Origin of the sequence: Paenibacillus sp. FSL F4-0125 (assembly GCF_038008565.1) — a bacterium.
Taxonomy (GTDB): domain Bacteria; phylum Bacillota; class Bacilli; order Paenibacillales; family Paenibacillaceae; genus Paenibacillus_AQ.
The window spans coordinates 5,382,176-5,404,574 of sequence record NZ_JBBOZJ010000001.1 but is presented as its reverse complement, the minus strand read 5'-3'; the positions used below and the strand labels follow the sequence as shown (position 1 = coordinate 5,404,574).

The 22,399-nt window shown below is 43.0% G+C and carries 22 protein-coding genes; 20 read left to right on the top strand and 2 right to left on the bottom strand.

Annotated elements, in window-relative coordinates:
• Positions 1-4 precede the first annotated feature (4 nt).
• Positions 5-1,687: a response regulator gene (locus NST74_RS23985; RefSeq protein ID WP_341114779.1), complete on the top strand. Its 1,683-nt coding sequence runs from the start codon at positions 5-7 to the stop codon at positions 1,685-1,687.
• A 92-nt stretch (positions 1,688-1,779) separates the two neighbouring features.
• Entirely contained in the window at positions 1,780-3,063 is a 1,284-nt protein-coding gene (locus NST74_RS23980) for a Gfo/Idh/MocA family protein (protein WP_341114778.1), read from the top strand.
• A 218-nt stretch (positions 3,064-3,281) separates the two neighbouring features.
• On the opposite strand, the gene NST74_RS23975 is transcribed toward NST74_RS23980, so the two are convergent.
• A complete protein-coding gene (locus NST74_RS23975) occupies positions 3,282-3,467 on the bottom strand; it encodes a hypothetical protein (RefSeq protein ID WP_341114776.1) in 186 nt (61 codons plus the stop codon).
• Between the two features lie 530 nt (positions 3,468-3,997).
• Here NST74_RS23975 and NST74_RS23970 point away from each other — a divergent pair.
• The 18 genes from NST74_RS23970 (at position 3,998) to NST74_RS23885 (ending at position 21,081) form a co-directional block, all read left to right on the top strand.
• Complete coding sequence (locus NST74_RS23970; RefSeq protein ID WP_042130751.1) at positions 3,998-4,909, top strand: dihydrodipicolinate synthase family protein; 912 nt, start codon at positions 3,998-4,000, stop codon at positions 4,907-4,909.
• A 4-nt stretch (positions 4,910-4,913) separates the two neighbouring features.
• Positions 4,914-5,555 (top strand): SGNH/GDSL hydrolase family protein, encoded by a 642-nt coding sequence (locus tag NST74_RS23965; protein ID WP_341114774.1) that lies wholly within the window; start codon positions 4,914-4,916, stop codon positions 5,553-5,555.
• Positions 5,556-5,636: 81 nt separating this feature from the next.
• Positions 5,637-7,043 (top strand): ABC transporter substrate-binding protein, encoded by a 1,407-nt coding sequence (locus NST74_RS23960; RefSeq protein WP_341114773.1) that lies wholly within the window; start codon positions 5,637-5,639, stop codon positions 7,041-7,043.
• A gap of 148 nt (positions 7,044-7,191) precedes the next feature.
• A complete protein-coding gene (locus NST74_RS23955) occupies positions 7,192-8,004 on the top strand; it encodes a carbohydrate ABC transporter permease (RefSeq protein ID WP_341114772.1) in 813 nt (270 codons plus the stop codon).
• A 13-nt stretch (positions 8,005-8,017) separates the two neighbouring features.
• Complete coding sequence (locus NST74_RS23950; RefSeq protein ID WP_081390001.1) at positions 8,018-8,860, top strand: carbohydrate ABC transporter permease; 843 nt, start codon at positions 8,018-8,020, stop codon at positions 8,858-8,860.
• A 24-nt stretch (positions 8,861-8,884) separates the two neighbouring features.
• Positions 8,885-9,574 (top strand): N-acetylmannosamine-6-phosphate 2-epimerase, encoded by a 690-nt coding sequence (locus tag NST74_RS23945; RefSeq protein ID WP_042130746.1) that lies wholly within the window; start codon positions 8,885-8,887, stop codon positions 9,572-9,574.
• Between the two features lie 23 nt (positions 9,575-9,597).
• A complete protein-coding gene (locus NST74_RS23940) occupies positions 9,598-10,470 on the top strand; it encodes an ROK family protein (RefSeq protein WP_341114770.1) in 873 nt (290 codons plus the stop codon).
• A gap of 23 nt (positions 10,471-10,493) precedes the next feature.
• Entirely contained in the window at positions 10,494-11,348 is an 855-nt protein-coding gene (locus NST74_RS23935) for a MurR/RpiR family transcriptional regulator (protein ID WP_042130742.1), read from the top strand.
• A gap of 200 nt (positions 11,349-11,548) precedes the next feature.
• Complete coding sequence (locus NST74_RS23930) at positions 11,549-12,043, top strand: YhcH/YjgK/YiaL family protein (RefSeq protein ID WP_341114769.1); 495 nt, start codon at positions 11,549-11,551, stop codon at positions 12,041-12,043.
• Positions 12,044-12,495: 452 nt separating this feature from the next.
• Positions 12,496-13,608, top strand: coding sequence for an amidohydrolase/deacetylase family metallohydrolase (locus tag NST74_RS23925; RefSeq protein ID WP_341114767.1), 1,113 nt, complete (start codon positions 12,496-12,498; stop codon positions 13,606-13,608).
• Positions 13,574-14,677, top strand: coding sequence for a DgaE family pyridoxal phosphate-dependent ammonia lyase (locus NST74_RS23920; RefSeq protein ID WP_341114766.1), 1,104 nt, complete (start codon positions 13,574-13,576; stop codon positions 14,675-14,677). Before NST74_RS23925 ends, NST74_RS23920 begins: the two co-directional genes overlap by 35 nt.
• Before the next feature lies 1 nt (position 14,678).
• Positions 14,679-15,434: a 2-dehydro-3-deoxy-phosphogluconate aldolase gene (dagF, locus tag NST74_RS23915; RefSeq protein ID WP_341114765.1), complete on the top strand. Its 756-nt coding sequence runs from the start codon at positions 14,679-14,681 to the stop codon at positions 15,432-15,434.
• Positions 15,427-16,443, top strand: coding sequence for a sugar kinase (locus NST74_RS23910; RefSeq protein ID WP_076120798.1), 1,017 nt, complete (start codon positions 15,427-15,429; stop codon positions 16,441-16,443). Before dagF ends, NST74_RS23910 begins: the two co-directional genes overlap by 8 nt.
• A gap of 8 nt (positions 16,444-16,451) precedes the next feature.
• Positions 16,452-17,165 carry a GntR family transcriptional regulator gene (locus NST74_RS23905; RefSeq protein ID WP_042130734.1) on the top strand — a complete coding sequence of 238 codons (714 nt, stop codon included), beginning with the start codon at positions 16,452-16,454 and terminating at the stop codon, positions 17,163-17,165.
• Between the two features lie 246 nt (positions 17,166-17,411).
• A complete protein-coding gene (locus NST74_RS23900) occupies positions 17,412-18,404 on the top strand; it encodes an ABC transporter substrate-binding protein (protein ID WP_076120796.1) in 993 nt (330 codons plus the stop codon).
• Positions 18,385-19,161 (top strand): ABC transporter ATP-binding protein, encoded by a 777-nt coding sequence (locus tag NST74_RS23895; protein ID WP_341114763.1) that lies wholly within the window; start codon positions 18,385-18,387, stop codon positions 19,159-19,161. Before NST74_RS23900 ends, NST74_RS23895 begins: the two co-directional genes overlap by 20 nt.
• A 50-nt stretch (positions 19,162-19,211) precedes the next feature.
• On the top strand, positions 19,212-19,907 hold the full coding sequence (locus NST74_RS23890) for an ABC transporter permease (RefSeq protein ID WP_341114762.1): 696 nt from the start codon (positions 19,212-19,214) through the stop codon (positions 19,905-19,907).
• A gap of 85 nt (positions 19,908-19,992) precedes the next feature.
• Complete coding sequence (locus tag NST74_RS23885; protein WP_341115964.1) at positions 19,993-21,081, top strand: low temperature requirement protein A; 1,089 nt, start codon at positions 19,993-19,995, stop codon at positions 21,079-21,081.
• 212 nt (positions 21,082-21,293) lie between these two features.
• On the opposite strand, the gene NST74_RS23880 is transcribed toward NST74_RS23885, so the two are convergent.
• Positions 21,294-22,241, bottom strand: a complete 948-nt coding sequence (locus NST74_RS23880) for a serine hydrolase domain-containing protein (protein WP_341115963.1) — start codon at positions 22,239-22,241, stop codon at positions 21,294-21,296.
• Between the last annotated feature and the right edge of the window lie 158 nt (positions 22,242-22,399).

The window sequence follows — 22,399 nt, the reverse complement described above, 5'->3', positions numbered from 1 at the left end:
CAGCATGTACCGACTGCTAATCGTCGATGATCTTCCCATTATTGTCGATGGTCTTCTGGAGCTATTCAATGAGACCGATCATTTGCAACTCGAGGTTATGAAGGCATATTCAGGTGAAGAAGCACTGGAGGTACTGTCTCATCATCGTATTGATATCGTGATTTCCGACATTAAGATGCCTGGACTGGAAGGGATTGAACTGCTTCGGGAAATCAAATCCCAGTGGCCGGCCTGCAAAGTTATTTTCTTAACAGGATACAATGATTTTCATTATGCAAAGAGCGCTATCACGTACGGTGGGTTCGATTATATTCTGAAGGTCGAAAGTGATGAGAAAATTATTCAGTCCGTAGAACGGGCGATTGAGAAAATTGAAGAAGAAAATAACCAAGAACAGATGATCGCTAGAGCGCAATCCAAAATGAGACTGGCATTGCCCTCCCTGCAAAAAGAGTATGTGTGGGAGCTCTTTCAAGGCAAGCATGTATCGGATAGCCAATTAAAGCAGGCGTTCAAAGAAATTGATATCCGGCTTGATGCGACATTGCCGGTTTACTTGCTCATAGGCAGGGTAGACGCATGGAAAGAAATGTTCACGACGCCGGATAAAGCATTGTTGACTTACGCCGTACAGAACATTTGCGATGAGTATTTGTCCACGCAGGTCAGATGTTATTCCGTTGTATTCGAGTTATCCAAAATCGTCTGGATGATTCAACCGAAAATCCCGGATGGATCGTCTATCGAATATGGGGATCAGGATTGGATCAGAGCTCATCGGTATACGAGCGGTATTCTGGAGACTGTGCAGGGAAATTGCAAGAGATTTCTGAGTTTATCGGTTTCTTTCCTTCTTGGAAGTGAAGCAACGACATGGGATAACATATCTGATCGGTTTCACTCGATCAAATACGGCCTGGTACAAGGACATGGATTATTTAATGAGGTCATATTGACCGATAAAGACATTCAAAGAGAAGTGAACGGTGATCTGAGAGGGAACTACCACGATGCCTTCTATCACGCCCGTGTTCAATTGCTGATGTCTTGTCTCGAGAATAATCATCGGGAGCAATTCAACAAGCTGTATGCTGAACTAACATCCATTTGGAATGATAAGGAGTCGCCGAATGAGCGTAAGATCGAACTGTATCATTCGTTCTCTGCTATTTTTCTGTTCTATATCCATAAGAATCGGGAAATTCGGGATTACATTAATACGCTGATGGATCTGGATAAGTTATATCGCTATGGAGATTCCGCATCATGGTCGGAGCTGATTCAATACTTCTCGCAAATGGCGGAGTGCTTCTTCGAATGGAATGCGCTGCGGGGTACGCAATTGCCGACAGAGGTCGTGAATAAGGTACATCGATATATTGAAGAACATATTTCCACTGATATTTCCTTAAATGCGCTGGCTGATTACGTGAGCTTGAATCCATCGTATTTGTCCCGGCTTTATAAGCAAATCACTGGAATAGGGTTATCTAAATATGTGAACGACTATCGTAACCTGATCGCAAAAAATATGCTGCTCAACACATCGATGAAAGTGAATGAAATTGCTGCTGCCCTGGGGTACAACTCAGCGCTTGCATTTATTCGCTTCTTCAAGAAGCAGAACGAAACAACGCCGCAAGATTTCCGTATGACAAGGACCCATATACAGAATCAAGGTCAATAAATGTATATGAAATGTCAGTAACGATCTCTTTTGCCTCCGTTCCTACCGCCTTACAATGGAAGTACACTTGGTGCGCTAGAGGAGGAGTAGTCTTGAGAACATTAACAGCTGTATTACTTGGCGCTGGCAGTCGAGGGAGATATATTTATGGACCCTATGCGGAGAAGTTTCCGAATGAATTAAAGATTGTTGCCGTAGCTGAGCCGGATGATGAACGTAGAAATCGATTTGCAGAGATTCATAGAATTGCCCCAGAGCATGTCTACAATTCTTGGGAGAAAGTATTCGATCAGGGTCAAATTGCGGACGTGATGATAATTGCTACGCTCGATCGGATGCATTATATCCCAGCGATGAAAGCGATGGAGCTAGGCTATCATGTCATGCTAGAGAAGCCGATGTCTCCTTCCATGGAAGAATGCATCGAATTGGAGCAAGCTTCGCTTCGGTATAAGCGACTGCTCGTCGTAACCCATGTCCTGCGATATTCCCCGTTCTGGTCTGGGATCAAAAAATGCATTGAAGACGGTGAACTCGGAACGATAGGTACGATTCAATTAACCGAAAATGTGGGCTACCTGCATATGACACACAGTTATGTCCGCGGGAATTGGCGCAATTCGGAGGAGACGAGTCCCATGATCCTGGCCAAATCATGCCATGATCTGGATCTCATCTCATGGCTTATGAATCAACCGTGTACAAGCGTGAGCTCGTACGGATCATTATTGCATTTCAGGGCGGAGAACGCTCCGGAAGGCTCCGCGGATCGCTGTATCGACGGCTGTGAGGTTGAGAAGGAATGCCCCTTCTCGGCGATGAAAATATATATTCAGCCTCCGGAACACCCTTGGGCACGCTATATGACGAATGATTTGTCGCAAGAGGGGATCTTGAAGGCGCTGAAGGAAGGACCGTGGGGGCGCTGCGTGTATCGCTGCGATAATAATGTCGTGGATCACCAGGTAGTCAACATGGAATTCGAGAACGGAGCGAATGCATCGTTCATCATGTCAGGGCTGACACAGAGCGGCACGCGTCGGGTTCAAATTATGGGAACACAAGGCGAGATCATCGGGGATATGGACAAAGGATCCTTCACGCTGTACCGCTATGTATCGGGTGAGAAGGTTGATATTGGCTGCAATGTGAAAGGCGATGGTCATGGAGGCGGCGATGACCGTATGGTGAGCTCATTCCTGTGGATTGTACGTCAATTTGACAGCAATCCATCGCAAGGCTTGACCTCGGCGACGGCATCCCTGCAGAGCCATTTGATCGCATTCGCGTCGGAACATTCGAGATTGAACGCAGGTCAGGCGGTCAAGCTTTCGGACTTGCAGAAGAAAGGAGAAATGTCGTATAAGATAAAATGATACTAGGAAGCCTCTTTCGAAGTGATGGGATGCTGTCATGGAGAGGGAGGTTTTTTGGTATGGAAATGATTCAAGTAATTGAGTCAATATGGAAAAGGTTTTTCGTTACATAATCTCAAGACATAATAAAAGACCGCTCTACTGGAATGACTTCCGGATCTGGCGGCCTTAGGACAAGATTCTATTATAGGGTCAATCTGTATCTAAATGTAGTGAGATTAATGGAATTTAACTGTCTTGATACGAGCTTCTTCTTCATAGGTAAGTGGTTTTGGGGATCTTGGAGTGTGCAAATGACGTTGCACAGAATATTCCATCTTTTGATAATCCTCATTACCTGAATTCATCGTTGGATTCCAATTTTCAGTTACCCAATTTTTAAGTTCCTTAAGACTTGCTAGCATTTCCTCCAGCCTCCTTTGGCGAAGAAACAATATATTTTATATTGTTTTGATTACGCTTTCATTATAACATAGATATTAGTTTTTTAAAGATATGTCCACCGTAAAAACACAGTTTTATTAGTGAACATTGTGTGTTAATTAGGTTTTGTATGCCGTTGAAAGAGAAGTGTCTCCCGGATAAGGACATTTTTGGCGGGATCAAATAAATAGAACATTATCCATAAAAGCTATACTTAATATCCAATAAGTACCAAATGGGAGAACTGACTTTTAATCGGTAGATAGTGATACTCTGATAATAACTAGGGCCGCATATATAGTACGATAATCTATTTATATATAGGGAATAAGATCTTAATTTTGAGAAAGTTCACTTAAAAGAAAATGTTTTTCTATTAATAAACGTTTTCTGGTGGAAATAAATTTTATTTTATAAAAAATAGAGAAAATAATTTACAGAATTAAATTTAAGTGATATCTTGAATATGTAGAACAGAAACCGCTCACATCTTAAGGGGGATTAATAAACAATGACACTAACCAAGTTCCACGGAATTATACCTGCCTTCTATGCTTGCTATGACGATCAAGGGAATATTTCTGAATCCCGTACGCATGCCTTATGTGATTATTTATTTGAAAAAGGTGTTCAAGGTGTTTATGTGGGAGGCAGTTCTGGAGAATGTATCTACCAGAGTCTGGACGAACGCAAAGCGGTACTTAGCTACGTAGCTAACAACTTGAAAGGTAAAATGACGCTGATCGCTCATGTAGGTGCGCCTTCTACAAGAGATAGTATCGAATTAGCAAAACATGCGGCGAGCTTAGGATATGATGCACTATCCGCAATCCCCCCTATATATTTTAAATTACCAGATAGCGCAGTAACTAAATATTGGAGCGATATTATGGAGGCAACTCCTCTACCGTTCATCATTTACAACATCCCTCAGACTACGGGATATACACTAACCCCAGCTTTATTCGAGAAACTGCTTGCTAATAAAAAGGTTATCGGTGTTAAGAATTCTTCTATGCCACCTATGGATATTGAACGCTTCAAAAGAGTGGGTGGAAAAGATGTAGTGGTATTTAATGGACCGGATGAACAATATGTTGCGGGAAGAATTATGGGAGCTGATGCAGGTATTGGTGGCACTTATGCTGTTATGCCGGAGCTGTTCTTGCAAGCTAATAAATTTGTTCTTGCCGGCAAGTTTGAGGAAGCAGGACAACTTCAAAGTGATATCAACGATATCATCATCGCGCTTTGTTCCCTCAAGGGTTCTATGTATGCGGAAATTAAAGAGGTTCTGAGATTAAGAGGCGTAAACATTGGTAGTGTAAGAGCACCGCTTGAAGGGATAGCCGCTGAAGATGCTGGTCCAATCGCAGACATTATGAAATTGATTGATCAAGCGATCGAAAAATATTGTGGTTAATGCAATGAAGAGAACGATCGTATGCTTTGGCGATTCCAATACTTGGGGCTACGACGCAGAGACTGACCAAAGGTTTAAGGATGAAATCCGTTGGACAGGGCTTCTGGATACAGAACTGGGCGACTCTTATCGTGTCATAGAAGAAGGGCTTCCCGGTAGAACGAGTGTCAGTGAGGATCCGTTATTTGAAGGGTTAGCCGGAATTTCTTATCTCTATCCATGCCTCATGTCACATGCACCGCTCGACTTGGTTGTGATCATGCTTGGAACGAATGATACGAAAGAAAGATTTGCACTCACTTCATATAACATCGCTCAAGGTATTGTTAGACTTGCTCTTAAAGCTAAAGGGAGCGGGGCAGGACACGCGGGAAAAGCTCCAGAAGTGCTTGTGATCGCTCCTCCCCCTATTGGGGCAGAGTATATCCATACTCCCATTGGTAAGCCGATGGGAAGTAATTGTAGCGAGAAATCTATGGAGCTATCGCAGCATCTTGCAGCGTTGCTTAAGGGCACAGATATCCACTTTATGGATTCTAGAGAATATGTATCGATGAATGAAATTGACTACATGCATCTTGATCTACAAGGACATCGAAACATGGCTGATCTGGTGCAAAATCATGTCAAACGGATTTTAGATTAGGGTTTGTTTCTGGACTGGCTTACAAAACACGAAGCGATTCAGAAAAAATAATACTAACAAAACTTTTAGGGAGGATTATTAATGAAGAAGAAACGTTTACTCTCGACAATGGTTGCATTAATGGTAATTATTTCACTAATTTCAGGTTGTTCTGGTAACAATGCAGCAAGCTCTAATAAATCCGATAATACTTCTACATCAGGCAAGGAAAAAGTGGCAATTAAAGTATGGCTGACCCCTCAGTGGAAGGGTGTTGTGGATGCAACCGAAAGCGGTGCTGACTATGATAGTTTCCTTAAAGCCGCTGCTGAGAAGTTCAAAGCGCAATATGACAAATATGATGCTGACATTCAAGTCGAAGTCATTGCCGGGGATCAGCGCGACCAACTCCTCAATGTTAACTTGAGCGGAGGTACGCCGCCGAATGTCTTCTTTGAAAGCGTATTCCCTATGGGCGATTATGTTCACCGTGGGGCGTTGGAGCCTTTGACAGACATCATCGATGATAATGCAAAAAGTGATATCGCACAAAATTACTGGGATGCAGTAACGTTCGGAAAAGATGTGTACTTCTATCCATTCCAACATAATCCAGGTACTTTGGTCTATAACGCAGACATGTTTAAAGCGGCTGGTTTAGAAAAATTCATCGGTGGAGAGTCCGAAATTAAGACTTGGAACTTGGATGAATATCAACAAATCTTGGACGGTCTGAAAAATGATCTTCCGAAGGATAAATATTCTAATGCTTATCCAATGGCACTGTACGCTGTGAATAACCAAGGAGATACTTGGAACCTTGCATACTTAAGAATGTTCGGCAATAAGTTCTTTGACGATCAAGGAAACATTATTCTGAATGATGCGAATGGTGTAAAAGCTGCTACATGGTTGAAAAAACTATATGACGGTGGATATACAAATCCAGGTGCAGAATCTGTATCCTCCAATGACGCCAATGCCATGTTCCAGAATCAGCAGCTAGCGATCAGTTTCACCAATCCAATCTTGTTCAATGGCTCAAAAGCAAATATGGAATCCGGCACCTCTCCTAAGTTTGATATGCGTCTTGCTAATATTCCGTCTGAAAGCGGAGATCCTCTATCCTTTACTTATGTAGTGGGTGCTAGTGTATTTAAGTCCAAAGATGCGAAGAAGACTGAAGTCGCTAAAGATTTCGTGAAGTTCTTTTCAAGTGATCCTGAATTAGTTAAATCCTCTAAGAATGGTATCCCTGTGAGAAGCTCGGTGGCCGAAGAACTGAAGTCGGAGAATCCACTCTTTGCTGCTTATGATGCCAATTCAAAATATTTGTTCAACTTCACGGGTAACGTTCCAGGATATAGCCAATTAAGAGAAGTTTTGTACCCTGATCTGCAGGCGCTTTACATGGGAGCAAAGACACCAGAACAGTTTGTACAAGATTATCAGACCAATGGTAATAAAGTGATTGATACGAATAAAGCTAGCTCTGTCATTTTCCAATAATCTAAGAACAGGTAAACAATAAACGATTAACAGCCTTTAGAGTCTGAAGAGGCTCCAAGGGCTGTTAATTAGAAAGGTAAACGATATGAAACTACGTAGTAATTACCTAAAAGAGAATATTACAGGTTATCTGTTTATTTTACCTCAGATGCTAGTATTCTTAGCCTTTCTTGTCTATCCGATCTTAGAAGGGATGCGCCTGAGTTTATACCAAATTAATTATGATAGTGAGAAGTTTGTGGGTCTGGCTAACTACACCACATTGTTTAATGATCCGGTATTCTTTAAAGCTACCTTTAATACGATTATATTCGTAGTATTTATCGTTCTACTTACCGTGGGCTTTGCACTATTCGTTGCCTCGGCTGTATTTGATAAGAACGCTAAGTACGTCTCCTTTATAAGAGGAAGCTATTATATTCCGGTCATGGTATCCATGGTTGTTATGAGTATGGTGTGGAGCTTCCTGCTGAATCCTGCTAACGGACTTATTTCTTTTATCTATAAAGATATGGGTTTTGGGACGATCAATCTTCTAGGAAATCCAAAGACGGTTTTGCCAGTGGTTATCTTTGTAACCTTCGCAACGAACGTAGGCCAAGCCATTATTCTGTATATAGCTTCGATGATTGGTGTATCTAAAGAGCTTTTTGAAGCAGCAGAAATCGACGGTGCAAGCAGATGGCAAGTGATTTCGAAGATCCTCATTCCTTCTGTAGGACCTACAACGACCTATATTACGATTATCAATATTATTGCTGTTCTAAAAATATTTGTAGTCATCCAGCTATTAACCGGCGGTGGACCGAATAACTCATCGGTAACCTTGATGTACTACCTTTACAATAATGCATTTAAGTACAATCAACTCGGTGTAGCTTCTGCGGTAGGCGTTATCATGTTCGTGATTACATTATTATTATCTGTGCCTCAGCTGCGAAGCATGATTAAGGTGAAGTGAGGGGGAATACAACATGTCGAAAATTAGAAACAAGAAGAAGAGAGAGAAGTTTGATGTGATATCGAATGTGATCATTGTCCTCTTCGCGCTCCTTAATCTTTTTCCATTGTATTGGTTATTCACAAGCTCGCTTAAGAACAGTTCAGATGTTGTGAAGATGCCTCCAGACTGGTGGCCTAAATCGATTACTTTTTCCAACTATGTAGATGTGTTTCAGAACCAACCGGCTTTGAGATGGACGTTTAATAGTATTTATGTCTCAGGTGTATCTACGATTATCGTTATTATTGTAGGCGCTATGGCTGCTTATGCTTTCTCAAAGATCAATTTTAAAGGTAAAGATATCATCTTCATTATCTTCATATCGAGCTTGATGATCCCAAAAGAAATTATGATTGTGCCTTTATTCCGGATTACACAGCAATTTGGAATGGTGAATTCCTATAACGGTATGATTTGGCCGAACGTCGCGGGTGCATTTGGAGTGTTCCTGTTAAAAGGATTCTTCGATTTAACGCCTAACGCTTTAAGAGAAGCTGGGAGAATAGATGGTGCAAATGAATGGAGAATCTTTACTCGCATCATGGTGCCAATTATTAAACCTGGTATTGGAGCCTTATTTATTCTGAATTTCGTGCAAGTCTGGAATGATTACTTGTGGCAGCTGGTTATAGGCCAAGAGAACAAAATGAAAACATTAATGGTTGGTACTGCGACCTTAATGCAGGATTTGAATCCTAATTTCGCATATAAAATGGCCGGAGCCACCATTGCTGCAATTCCGATGTTGCTAGTGTTCATGTTATTCCAACGGTTCTTCACCAATGGGATTACAGCAGGAGCAGTTAAAGAATAAATAAAAAAGTGGAGTGGGTTACTGATGAATACTGAAAATAATGTACTTAAAAAGATAAAACATAAACTAGTCGTCTCTAGTCAAGCCTTACCCGAAGAACCGCTGCATAGTCCGTTTATTATGGGGAGAATGGCATATGCAGCATACTTGGGCGGTGCCTCCGGCATCCGGGCTAATAGCGTAGCTGATATTCAAGAAATCAAGAAAACAGTGAATCTACCCATCATCGGGATTATCAAGAGGGTATATGAAGGTTCAGAAGTATTTATAACACCAACCCTGAAGGAAGTAGATGAGCTTTACCGCGAAGGCGTAGATATCATTGCTATGGATGCGACGGACCGAATTAGACCAGATGGATCTACCATTTCAGAACTATTTCCTAACATAAGAGAGACCTACAAGGATCAGCTGTTTATGGCAGACTGCTCTACATTTGAAGAAGCGGCTAAAGCTGTCGAGCTGGGATTTGATCTAGTGGGAACGACCTTAAGCGGATATACAGCATACACTAAAGACCGTTCACTCCCAGACTTCGAGCTAGTCAAACAAATCGTAAGCAACTTCTCTGTGCCTGTGATAGCTGAAGGTGGCGTTTCCACGCCCGAAGAACTGAAGACGATGTTTGATTTAGGGGTCTATTCAGCGGTAGTTGGCTCAGCGATTACAAGACCGATGGAGATTACAAAAAGGTTTGTGAGCGCTATTCAGTAGAATGCCAGAGAGGGTAGATGGGAATGAGAATTGTAGCCGTAGATATTGGCGGTACCAATACCAAAATGTGTATTTGCGATGAGCATGGGAATGTTGATCATTTTAAAGAGTATGCAACAGAAAGTGATTTGGGCGGTCCGCATGTAGTCGCAAGATTGCTTGTGAAAATTGCAGAATATGATGATTTTGATGCCATCGCTATAAGCACGGCTGGTCAAGTCAATGCTGAAGAAGGATTTATTGTCTATGCTAACGAAAATATACCTAGATATACAGGGATGAAGATTAAGGAAATTGTAACAAATCATTTTCATAAACCTGTTATGGTAGAGAACGATGTGAATTCAGCAGCATTAGGTGAAGCTCATTATGGTGCTGCCCAGAACTTTAACAATTTCTTATGCTTGACGTTTGGCACGGGCATCGGCGGTGCAATTGTAATGAACCGCCAAATCTATAAAGGAGCAGATGGAGTGGCGGCCGAATTTGGCCATATCCTTACACATCCATTGTCAGATGCGGTGGAGGGACTGCCTTTTTATGAAAAGTATGCTTCAACCACCGCTTTAGTAAAGATGGCTCAGCTAGCAGATCCCGAATGTGTAGACGGGAAGGTTCTTTTTGATAAAATACACAACGGGGACGAAGCTCTGAAACAGATCTTGGATTCTTGGATAACTGAGGTGTCTACGGGCTTAGCCTCTATTATTCATATTTTTAATCCATCCGCTATAATCATTGGGGGCGGTGTTATGGAGCAAGAAGATTTAGTTCAAAGGGTAGAAGAACGGACAAAGTCTTTAATTATGGAGAGTTTTGCAGGTGTAAGAATTGTTAAGGCCTCACTTGGGAATAAGGCAGGCTTGCTAGGAGCTTCCTCTTTATTCGCATATTAAACCATTGTAAAGGAGGGGCTTATTTGCGAACAATCAGTATTTTTACTTCTATTCATTCCAAGTACAATAATTTGACGAATACGGAGAAGAAGGTAGCGGACTACGTCCTGGAGAACACGAGAAGTGTTGTCTATATGTCCATTACTGATCTTGCAGATGCGTGCGATGTAGGGGAATCAAGTATCTTTCGATTTTGCAAATCTTTAAGTTATAAAGGGTACCAAGAGTTCAAGATTGCACTAGCTCATAGTATCACTGTGGAGAATGAGATCCCGCAGCTTACGGATCAAATTCTAATGGACGACACGACTGAAGCAGTGGCTTCCAAAGTGCTGACCACAAATGTAAGTGCACTGAACGAGACCTATAATTTAATTGATATAAAGAAGATCAATGAAGCCATTGATTATATGATTAACGCGGAACGTGTATTATTCTTCGGCGTTGGCTCTTCTCTAATCACGGCAATGGAAGCCAAAATTAAATTTATGCGCATTACAAACAAAACAGAATGTTTAATGGACTCACATCTTCAGATGATGTCAGCAGCGCTAATGTCTGAGCGAGACGTCGCTGTAATCATTTCTTATTCCGGCTCAACGAAGGATAGTATTGAGGTCGCAAGAAAGGCGAAGGAACGAGGCGCTAAAGTGGTGTCCATTACGAGATTTGAAAAGTCACCTTTAACATCGTATTCGGATCTAACCTTACTATGTGGTGCTAATGAGGGCCCTCTGCAGGGCGGTTCATTATCTGCTAAGATCTCACAGCTCTATCTGCTGGATATTTTATATGTGGAATATTTCAAAAAAACTAGCGAGCAGTCCATTATCAATAAAGAAACAACTGCTGCGGCAGTTAGTGAAAAGCTCCTATAAGTGCGAGTTCAAAAAGTATGGCTTTCAGCACCGAGAAGATTGGATGAAGGTAGAAACTGAGGAACGTAGCGTAGTGGAAGTGGAAGCTACGTGAGCACCGGAAGTATCGTCTGAATTCAATTTTCGATGTCGAGTAAGCTTCTTGGGCTACTTCGTGATCAAAAGCGGACTTTTTGAACAACCTCTGTAAGATAATTGAGATGTGGGGAGAAGGAGACATTATGATCTTAGGTTCATTATCATCTTGGGAAGAGCATAGCAGATATGAGAATTCAGTCATTGTAGAGGCTATTGAGGAATTGAAAGTCATCTTACAACACGAACCTGATCTCGGGCGAATCGAGATCCGCGGGAACGAGATCTATGTTTCGATTATGGCGCTAGAGGCGAAGTCGCTGGAGGAACAGGTTGCTGAAAAGCATGAGGCTTACATTGATGTGCATTATCTGATCGAAGGTGAAGAAACGATCGGTTGGTCCCCCCTGCAAGAGGGGATCGAGGCTACTAAGCCCTACGATGCCGAAGCAGATTATGCGCTTTATCCTCCCTCAACTGAAGAAATTTTGTTAACTTTGAAGCCGGGTATGTTCGCTGTCTTTTTCCCGCATGATGTACACAGACCTGGGATGGGTCAATCGGGTATGAAGATTAAGAAGGCTGTTATAAAGATTCATGTAGGATTATTAAATTCATAGATTGAGAAAGCAGCGATTCTCCTTTTTATTGGAGGATCGCTGTTCTGCGTTTTCGGTCATTTGCAGCTTGCCTCAGTAGATTGTGGGCAAGAGATGGCCAAACTGATAGATAATTAGGGAAAATCTCCCTGAAATTCTGCGATTTTTGCTTATATGACTAATAATTAGGGAAAATCTCCCTCTAATTTAACTGATTCGTTGGTGAATATAGATATTACCCCGATTTTTAGGGAGGAATTCCCTAATTCTATTCATTTAAAGCAATCATCGGCTATAATCGGGTAGATTTTCCCTAATTACTTCAATAAAGAATCCGTCACATAAGTAGGCTGCTCTAATTTTGTGACAGTCCCGTCTATTTTTATTCATAAACATTATAACGTTATATTTACTTCCTGTACTATTCATGCTATTTTAAACATTATAATGTTATATGAAAAAAGGTGAGAACAATGGATGAAAGATACGTGCTCCGTCAGGTGAAACGAGTAAGCGGAGAAGAGATCGACATTGTAATCGAGAATGGAAGAATCGATGAGATCACTCCGGCAGGTGAGGGCCGTGGGGGGCAGGCGTGGGAAGGCTCAGGCGCATACGTATCCAGTGGTTGGATTGATATGCATGTGCATGCTTTTCGCGAATTTGATCCGTATGGCGATGAGATTGATGAGATCGGTGTCCGGCAAGGGGTGACAACTCTAGTAGATGCCGGTAGCTGTGGGGCGGATCGGATAGGTGATCTGGTTCAGGACGCATCTCTAGCTAAGACGAATGTGCTGGCGTTCTTGAATATCTCGCGGATTGGACTACTAAGAATTGATGAGTTATCCAACTTGGAATGGATTGATAAGGAGAAGGTTTTGGAGTCTGTCCGAACTTACGGGAAGATGATCGTAGGATTAAAGGCTAGGATCAGCAAGAGCGTTGTCGGGTCTAGCGGAATTGAGCCGCTGCATATTGCACGAAGCCTATCAATGGAGACAGGGCTGCCGTTAATGGTACATATCGGTTCAGCACCGCCAGATATCAGAGAGGTTATGCCTCTTTTGCAGCAAAAGGATATTGTTACCCATTATCTCAACGGAAAAGAGAATAATTTGTTTGCTGCAGACGGTCAGCCGCTTCAGGTACTGACTGAGGCTATCGAACGAGGAGTTCATCTAGATGTGGGGCATGGAACAGCAAGCTTCTCTTTTAAGGTAGCTGAGGCTGCTAAACGTAATGGTATTGGATTGAATACGATTAGCACGGATATCTATCGAGTGAACCGGATGAAGGGACCTGTTTTTAGCATGTCTAATGTACTTTCCAAGTTTCTATGTTTGGGCTATGCTCTGGATGAGATTATGGCAGCGGTTACTTCCAATGCGGCGGAATGGCTGGGCAGGCCGGAGCTGGGCCGAATTCAGGTTGGTGATCCTGCTAACCTGACCCTGTTCACCTTGCAGCATGAACCTACTGTGCTTATTGATTCTGAAGGGGAAGAAAGAGTGGCGGATAAAGTAATTCACGCAAAAGGAGTGGTTATAGGTGGGGAATTCATTAAATGCGAAATACGGGCTTAAACGCGTAATTAATGCTAGCGGTAGAATGAGCATTCTGGGGGTGTCGGCTCCTACTGATACTGTGATGAATGCGATGAAGCAAGGTGGACAGAATTACGTAGAAATAGCGGATTTAGTGGATAAAGCCGGAGATTACACGGCGCGTATTCTCGGTGCTGAAGCAGCGATTATCGTCAACTCAGCCTCCAGTGGTATTGCGTTGTCTGTTGCAGCGATAGTTACCCAAGGTAACCGCCGCCGCAGTGAACGTCTGCACCAAGAGGTCATTCCGCGCAACGAAATCATCATTCTGAAGGGTCATAATGTACAGTACGGAGCTCCGGTGGAAACGATGGTCTATCTAGGTGGAGGTAAACTAATTGAGGTAGGCTATGCGAATGAAGGTCGGGCTGAACATATAGAGGACGCTATTGGTGAGCAGACTGCTGCTATTCTGTATGTGAAGTCCCACCATGCGGTGCAGAAAAATATGCTGTCTGTTGAAGAAGCATGGGAGATCGCCAAGCGTAAAGGGGTGCCGCTAATCGTTGATGCTGCAGCGGAAGAAGACCTCTGTAAATATGTGAAATGCTCTGACCTGGTGATTTATAGTGGGTCCAAGGCCATTGAAGGGCCTACTTCCGGAATCATTGCCGGTAAACGTAGTTATGTGGAATGGGTTAAGGTCCAATTGTATGGAATAGGACGCAGTATGAAAGTGGGTAAAGAAACAACCTTTGGTCTGCTGCAAGCTTTGGAGGAATACATGGTGAAGGAAGACAGAAGTGACATCGAGCAAGCGTCTTTGCAGGCACTGATGGTGCTGAATGATCTTCCTGGCATTCGTGTAACCATTGTGCAGGATGAGGCGGGGCGTGCCATCTATCGCGGCCGAGTTCAGGTGGAGCCACAGCAGGCCGGTATTACGGCTAAGGAATTGGTAGAGGGGTTGCAGCAGGGTGAGATTGCGATCTATACCCGCGATTATGGAGTGAATCAGGGATATTTCGATATTGACCCACGGCCGCTTCTGGGGGATGATCTGCTCGTGATTGTAGACAGTATTCGTAAATTAATAGGGGGACAATAAGATGACGACGATTTCACAACGTTTTTATAAGGGCCGCACCGCATTAAATGTACTCGCAAAAGATATCGATAATGCTAAAGCGATTTATGAAGCGGCGGAAGGATATGTGCTGGTCGGTGTGCTCTCTAAGGATTATAAGACGGTAGAAGAAGCCGTAACAGCCATGAAGCAGTATGGTCAAGAGATTGAAGATGCGGTATCGATTGGCTTAGGTGCAGGAGATAATCGCCAAGCGGCAATTGTAGCCGAGATTGCTAAGCATTATCCGGGGAGTCATATTAACCAGGTGTTCCCGGTGGTTGGAGCTACGCGCGCTAATCTTGGCGGGAAAGACAGCTGGATCAACAGCATGATCGCCCCTTCCGGTCACGCTGGTTATGTGAATATTTCTACAGGACCTTTCAGCGCTGCGCAGAGTGAAGCGGCGATTGTACCTATAGCATCAGCAATTGCGCTAGTTCGGGATATGGGTGGTAATGCACTGAAGTATTTCCCGATGGAGGGTTTAAGCCGTGAAGAGGAATACCGCTCTGTCGCTAAGGCCTGTGCTGAGGCAGGGTTTGCACTCGAACCTACCGGTGGGATTGATATGGACAATTTCGAGGCAATATTGGAAATTGCGCTTGAAGCAGGGGTGCCACAAGTGATTCCGCATGTCTACTCATCCATTATCGATAAAGAATCGGGCCAGACCCGGATCCAGGATGTGCGTGATTTGCTTGGAATTATGAAAAGGCTGACAGATAAATATGCCTAAACGAATCGGGGCATTCGGAGAAGTGATGATGCGTCTGCAGGTGCCGGGAGTTCAGCTGCTATCACAAGGAAACAGCTTAAACTATTCATTCTCTGGCACCGGGGTTAATGTCAGCTCTGCACTGGCACGCTTCGGGCATGAAGGTGCTTTGGTTTCCCGTTTGCCGAATACTTCATTGGGTGAAGCCGCTGCGGCGCATTTACGTAAGCTGGGGATTTCTTCAAACTTCGTTATGCGAGGAGGAGAATATCTAGGCTTGTATTTCTTGGAGAATGGATTTGGTGCACGTCCAAGCAAGGTGACTTACAGCAATCGTCTGGAGAGCAGCTTCAACACGGCTCCTGAGGAAACATATCATTATGAAGAGATTGCGCGAAGTCTCGATGTGATCCATTTCTGCGGCATTACGCTGGCTATGAACGAAAGTGTGCGTCATCACATGAAATCTTTAGCTAGAGCGGTCAAGCAGCAGGGTGGAACAGTGATCTTTGATTGCAACTATCGTCCGTCCTTGTGGGGAGCGGAAGGATATTCACTAGCGAAGCCGCATTATGAGGAGATGCTGCAGCTGGCCGATATCGTAATGATGAATGAGAAGGACGCGATCCATATCTTAGGGATGAGTACTGCACAAGCTGAACGTGAAGAGCAATTGCTCGAACTTATTCCGGTAGTTGCGAAGCAGTACGATATCTCGGTGATCGCTGGCACCCATCGCAGTATTCATGGCGACAACTCACATTCACTGCGTGGTTTTCTTTATAAGAATCAGAGCTTCTTCTTTTCGGATACGCTGAGATTTCTCGTCTATGATAGAATAGGGGCTGGAGATGCCTATACGAGCGGAATTGTGCATGGCGAGCTAACAGGATTTACACCTGAGCAGACCGTACAGTTTGCCGCTGCCGCTAGTATGCTAGCTCATACTGTCGAGGGCGACACTCCCATGGCTTCAGAAGCGGATGTCCTTCGAGCTATGACTCTATCCGTAGGCGATGTAGAAAGGTAGTGAACCTCTTGAGTTTGTCCCGAAAAGATAAGCCTTTATATTTGCAAATCGCAAATATTATAAAGGATCGGATTCTACACGGAGTCTATCCTATAGGATTAAATATTCCTTCCGAACCTCAGCTAGAGCAGGAATTCAATGTCAGCAAGATCACAGTACGCGGTGCCATTCAGGAGCTTGTCCAAGAAGGATTTCTGGAGAAAGGGAGCGGCAAGGGGACGAAGGTGATCCGTAATACCTCATCCTCCAAGCTGTCCAAATGGAAAAAGTTCACGGAAATTCTGGTGGATGAAGGGCACCAAATTCGGAAGCAATGGCTGAAGGCGGAGCGAGTATTTAATGAGGTCGGAAGTGAACCGTACCGTTTATTCGGCGAACATTGTTTACGCTTGGAACGCATATACACTCTCAATGATAATCCATATGTTCATTACACGCATTATTTAGTAAATGGTATGGATGATTTGGATCTACTTGATTTGAATGCCCAGTCCTTGTATGAGCTGCTTGAAGAGCGGAGTGTTTCCCTTGAGAGGCTACGTGATGAATTTTCTGTTGCTGTCCCTCCGCCTGAGGTAGAAGAGATCCTACTATTGGAAAAGAAGTGTCCTTTGCTGAAACGAACACGCTATTCTTATGATGAGCTGGGTAAGGTAACTGAGTATAGTATCGGCTTCTACAATACAGAGCTACAGAATTATGTAGTGAACTATGAGGTGTAGGTAGCGAAAATCCGGAGCAATTTGCAGGGGAGATTCCTTGCAGGATGGTTCGGATTTTTTGCATCTTAGTATGTGATAAATCTAACTATTTTAATTTATGAATATACAAGCTATGATGACTGATGTAAAATTACAATACCTGAAGCGTTCTGGAACAGCTTAAGGGCTTTTTGCATGCTCTTTTGCAGATTGCAAAGAATAGAGGCATGTCTACTATAGAAAGATTAATGGAGGTAGGAGAGTTTTATGAAGAAAAAATCTTTAAAAAAGATGTTGATGTTGTCGATGATGGTCGTTGTCATTGCTGTACTTGCAGTAGGTTGTGGTTCAAAGAATAACACGAATACAACATCGACAGAGGGAAACGCAGCAGAGGCTTCAAAAGAACCTGTTACTTTGTCGCTTGGCTTACTGCCTTCTATTGATGCTATTCCTTTTGTGATTGCTCATGAGCAAGGCTTTGATAAGAAACATGGAGTGAACCTAGACATTCAAACGTTCAAGAGTGCAAAAGATCGTGATGTCGCTTTTCAAGCTGGTAAGCTGGAGGGGATCAGCGCTGATCTAGTTGCGATTTCTATCTACAATGAAGCTGGGCTGGATGTGAAGATCACTAGTACAACTTTTGGTGAATTCGATTTATTGACTGGGAATGACGCCATCCAAGATGTGAAGGATCTGAAAGGCAAAACCGTGATTTTGTCCAAAAATACTTCCACACAATATACGGTGGCGATGATGCTGAAACAAGCGGGTTTGACGGAGGATGATATTACGGTAACTGAGGTTCCACAAATCCCTACCCGTTTAGAATTGCTTAAGAACAATAAGGCGGATGCAGCTATTTTGCCTGAACCATTTGTAACTATGGGTAAAACCTCAGGCTTGCGCGTGCTTAGCTCCACGCATACCGCGGGAGTGAATCCATTTGTATTGGCTTTCCCACAAACTGCTATTGATGCTAAGGCAGATGCGATTCGGAATATGTATGCTGCTTATGACGAGGCTGTAGCGTATATGAAATCTCATGATCAATCCGAATATATCGATCTTGTGATCAAAGAAGTTGGCTATCCAGAAACGTTGAAAGATGAGATTAAGGTGCCTGATTATGTTCCTGCCAATCAAGTGGATGTGAAAGAAGTAGAAGCTGCATTTGCATGGGCACGGGAAAAAGGTTTGCTTAGCAAAAATATCTCGGCCGAAGATGTGATTTCTGATGTCCAATTCAAAAAATAAGGGACTCGTCATTAAGGGTCTTAAAGTAGAGTACAAGACGGGTCAACTGGCCTTAGGACAGATGGATTTATCTTTGCCAGAGCATGGGATTTACACGATCATCGGACCCTCTGGCAGCGGGAAATCCACGTTACTACGGGCGATCGCAGGTTTGCTGCCGAGCTATAAGGGGCAAATACTTTTTAATGAAAAATCCGTGCATGATAAAGAAACTCTGATCGGTCTGGTACCACAAAACTATGGGCTTCTCCCATGGAAGACTGTACATGATAATATTCAAATCGCAATGAAAATCTCGCATACTGCGAGCACAACCAAGCAAGAACGGGAGAACCAGATTAATCAGTGGCTTTCATCAATGGGAATCTCTGATTTAGCTGATCGTTATCCTCTATCTCTCAGTGGAGGACAGCAGCAAAGAGTGGCAATCGCTAGAGCCTTCGCTATTTTGCCCACCATTTTGCTGCTGGACGAGCCATTCTCCGCACTGGATGCGATTACGCGGGAAACGCTGCAGCTTCTCTTTTTGGATAACTGGTTGACGCATCCGGCGACTACCCTATTTGTTACCCATGATGTGGAAGAAGCTATTCTGCTGGGACAGAAAATTATTGTCATGCCATCTAACAAAGAAGAAATACCGGAAATTATCGATAATCAATTGGTGTTTCATATGAAGCATGAGGATAAGCGGGACAGTGTAGATTTCTTTGAGCAGACTAAGCGAATCAGAAAGGTAATGCAGGAGATATGGTGAGAAAAAGTCGGATTCATCACATAATAAGACTGGTATTTGTGTTCTTTTGTATGAATGTGGTTTGGTATATTGCCTATTTGCTTATGAATCATTCGATTTTGCCTAGTCCATTCGCAGTGTATAACGCTATGTTTCACTTGGGTGCACAGGATATTGCTTTGAATGTGGGGTATAGCTTGTTCAGAATTTTTGCAGGTGTAGTGCTTGCGTTAATCATTGGGCTGCTCATTGGTCTTCTGATGGGACGTTCGCTGACTTGGAATAAGCTGCTGGACCCTGTGGTTTACTTAACCTATCCTGTTCCAAAAATTGCTCTGCTTCCGATTGTGATGTTATTCTTTGGGCTTGGTGAAACATCTAAAATCTTAATGATTATGTTGATTCTCTTGTTCCAGATTATCATTTCGGTTAGGGATGGTGTGAAGGCTATTCCTGAGAATACCTATGATGTCTTAACGAGTATAGGGGCAAGTACAGTGCAGAAATTCTGGCATGTGACACTGCCGGGTGCACTATCAGTCATTCTGAGTACGATTCGTATTTCGCTTGGAACGGCGATATCTGTCCTCTTTTTCACGGAGATTTATGGTACCGAGCATGGTATGGGCTTTTTCATCATGGATGCTTGGTTAAGACTGGATTATCCGGAAATGTATGCGGGAATTATGCTGTTCAGCTTAGTGGGGTTTGTCCTCTTCTTGCTTGTTGATTTTCTGGATTACAAGTTTATGAAGTGGCGGAATTAACTGTGCCAGGGATCCAACACATCCAAACCAAGGGAGCAAAACGATGAATAAGAGCACATCGGGAACTGAACACAGATCAACATCAATGGCTGAGAAGAAAGTGACCTGGCTGGAACTGTTTTATGATCTACTGTTTGTAGCTGCAGTTTCAAAAGCGAGTCATGTCTTATTGCATGTAGAGACGGGTACAATTCCACTTGAATACTTATCCAAGTTTATCTTAATCTTTGTTCCGATCTGGTGGGCTTGGGTGGGGCAATCGGTTTTTGTTAACAGGTTTGGACAAGACATTTTTTCACACCGAATATTTCTGATTCTACAATTATTCTTTGTATTAATCATGACAGCTAGCTTATCGGTTGATTTTGATCAACATTATGTACCATTCTTAGTAGGTTATGTTGGTTTAAGAGCCATGACAGCCATTCAATATCTTACGGTACATAAAAATGAAGAGGACGATAGAAAGAGCACTGCCTGGTATTTGGGAAGTCGATTTTGGATTGGTATAGTAATCTCTTCTTTATCACTTTTCTTCGATTCTTGGGTTCGTTATGCAGTGCTGTATGCAGGAATTACTGTAGACATCTTGCTCCCCTTAATCGGTCGGAAATACTTGGTGAAAAGTCCTATAAACACTCATCATTTATTAGAGCGCTTCTCATTGTTCACGCTCATTCTGCTTGGTGAATCAGTGGTCAGTATACTTGCAGTGCTGCAGTCCAGCCACTGGACATGGCAATCTATTTTATTTGCATTATTAACTTTCTTATTAATTATTGCGATGTGGTGGCAATATTTTGATAATGTTGAGAAGAAAGTGGACAAGAGTATAGAGACTGCCGGGCAGACCATAATTTATGGACATTTGTTTATTTATATCTCCTTGAGTATGATCGCTGCTTCGATCCAACTGTTATTTCTGGAACAACTGGATTATACATTTATGGTGTTTTTTATTTTTGGGTCGGTGTTGCTCTACTTCTTCTCTACTTCGCTGGTCTTCCATAAATATAGACGTTCACAGCAAAGATTAGGGATGTTCCATTTAGTGTTATTATTAGGTTTACTTGGAGTGTTTTTCGCAGTAGATTTGCTGTTCCTTATACCTAATTACCTGATCATCGGAGAAATGATGTTGTTCTTTGGTGTATATGCCAAAGTAACGACTTGAGCAGCTTTACATCGCAGCTGAATCATAAGAAGAAGGAAGCCGGTCCATGTGATTGGCTTCCTTTTTGTTTTAGATCCATGAAATATATTCTATTTAGTTAAGAACGAAATTAGTTCAAAGAAAACAGAGACAGCCTAAGACTTTATCCGTCTAGGGCTGCTGCAGCTCTATAGGTGGTATCCACACATAAAGCTGCATGTAATCCCCTGTCCCTATCGCCCAAGAAGAGCAGGTACAATAAATCGGCCGAAGACATTTGCAGGTGAGCGTTTCTTATATTTATCCGCAGTGATGACTGCAACCAGCTCGTAGGCTGGAACCACAATAATGTGCTGACCCATGAAACCAAGCGCAAAATAATAAGGGATCTCATTCGGCTGCTGCTCTGTGCCTGCATTGAATGAGGATACCCACCAGTGCCAGCCGTAGAAGCCCTTCTGTGGAAGTGTGGCTTCAACATATGGGTGAGTGGACTTCTGAACCGTGTCTGAAAGAATAAGCTGCTGAGCCTTCCAGCGCCCCTCTTGCAAATAAAGGAGACCGAATTTCTGCATATCCTCTGGCTTTAGATAAAGGCCAAAACCACCAGTATGTATACCTTGCGGATCACTATCCCAGCGATAGCTTTCGATGCCAAGCGGCTGAAACAGCTGATCTTCGGCAAAGGCAGCCACGTCTTGTCCAGAACAATCCCGCAGAATCGAGGATAAGAGCTGAGAGCATCCGGAGTTATAAGTCATCACGGTTCCAGGCGTATGCGCAAGCGGCTGCGCGAGCACAAACTTTATCCAGTCTGCGGTTTTGGTCATGGTCGGAAAAGAGTTCTGCCCCCCAAACTCCGTCCAGTTAAAGCCTGCTGTCATTGTTAATAAGTGACCGATCGTGATCTCTCTTTTTCGGGGGTCCTGATCCTCTTTTAATAAAGGGAAAAATAGTGAAATAGGGGTATCCGGTGGTGGAACGATTTGTTTATCTATGGCTATGCTGACTAGAGCGGCGAGCACGCTTTTGGTGCATGAGTTAATTTTGCCAAGCTCTACTGCAATTTTAGGCTCGCGATAATGCTCTAGTATGGATTTTCCATGTTGAACGATTAGACAACTGCGAATATCTAGGCCAGTAATACCGTCTATAAGCGGCTGTAGGTTCCAGTCAGTGATGTGGGTGGCCCCCTTTCATAGATGAGTTGAAGCTGTAGCTGCCTACCATTATAGCTTATATAGCATACATTACATAAATGTTGTAATTTCCTGTCGTTAATTAAATATGGAAAATATAAGAAATTATCTGTATAATGTTATGAATCACGTGTTAGAGG

Coding starts and splice junctions, on each gene's coding strand:
- NST74_RS23985 (WP_341114779.1), top strand. CDS start 5: ATGTACCGACTGCTAATCGTCGATGATCTTCCCATTATTGTCGATGGT.
- NST74_RS23975 (WP_341114776.1), bottom strand. CDS start 3,467: ATGCTAGCAAGTCTTAAGGAACTTAAAAATTGGGTAACTGAAAATTGG.
- NST74_RS23970 (WP_042130751.1), top strand. CDS start 3,998: ATGACACTAACCAAGTTCCACGGAATTATACCTGCCTTCTATGCTTGC.
- NST74_RS23965 (WP_341114774.1), top strand. CDS start 4,914: ATGAAGAGAACGATCGTATGCTTTGGCGATTCCAATACTTGGGGCTAC.
- NST74_RS23960 (WP_341114773.1), top strand. CDS start 5,637: ATGAAGAAGAAACGTTTACTCTCGACAATGGTTGCATTAATGGTAATT.
- NST74_RS23955 (WP_341114772.1), top strand. CDS start 7,192: ATGCTAGTATTCTTAGCCTTTCTTGTCTATCCGATCTTAGAAGGGATG.
- NST74_RS23950 (WP_081390001.1), top strand. CDS start 8,018: ATGTCGAAAATTAGAAACAAGAAGAAGAGAGAGAAGTTTGATGTGATA.
- NST74_RS23945 (WP_042130746.1), top strand. CDS start 8,885: ATGAATACTGAAAATAATGTACTTAAAAAGATAAAACATAAACTAGTC.
- NST74_RS23940 (WP_341114770.1), top strand. CDS start 9,598: ATGAGAATTGTAGCCGTAGATATTGGCGGTACCAATACCAAAATGTGT.
- NST74_RS23930 (WP_341114769.1), top strand. CDS start 11,549: ATGTGGGGAGAAGGAGACATTATGATCTTAGGTTCATTATCATCTTGG.
- NST74_RS23925 (WP_341114767.1), top strand. CDS start 12,496: ATGGATGAAAGATACGTGCTCCGTCAGGTGAAACGAGTAAGCGGAGAA.
- dagF (WP_341114765.1), top strand. CDS start 14,679: ATGACGACGATTTCACAACGTTTTTATAAGGGCCGCACCGCATTAAAT.
- NST74_RS23910 (WP_076120798.1), top strand. CDS start 15,427: ATGCCTAAACGAATCGGGGCATTCGGAGAAGTGATGATGCGTCTGCAG.
- NST74_RS23900 (WP_076120796.1), top strand. CDS start 17,412: ATGAAGAAAAAATCTTTAAAAAAGATGTTGATGTTGTCGATGATGGTC.
- NST74_RS23895 (WP_341114763.1), top strand. CDS start 18,385: ATGTCCAATTCAAAAAATAAGGGACTCGTCATTAAGGGTCTTAAAGTA.
- NST74_RS23890 (WP_341114762.1), top strand. CDS start 19,212: ATGAATGTGGTTTGGTATATTGCCTATTTGCTTATGAATCATTCGATT.
- NST74_RS23885 (WP_341115964.1), top strand. CDS start 19,993: ATGGCTGAGAAGAAAGTGACCTGGCTGGAACTGTTTTATGATCTACTG.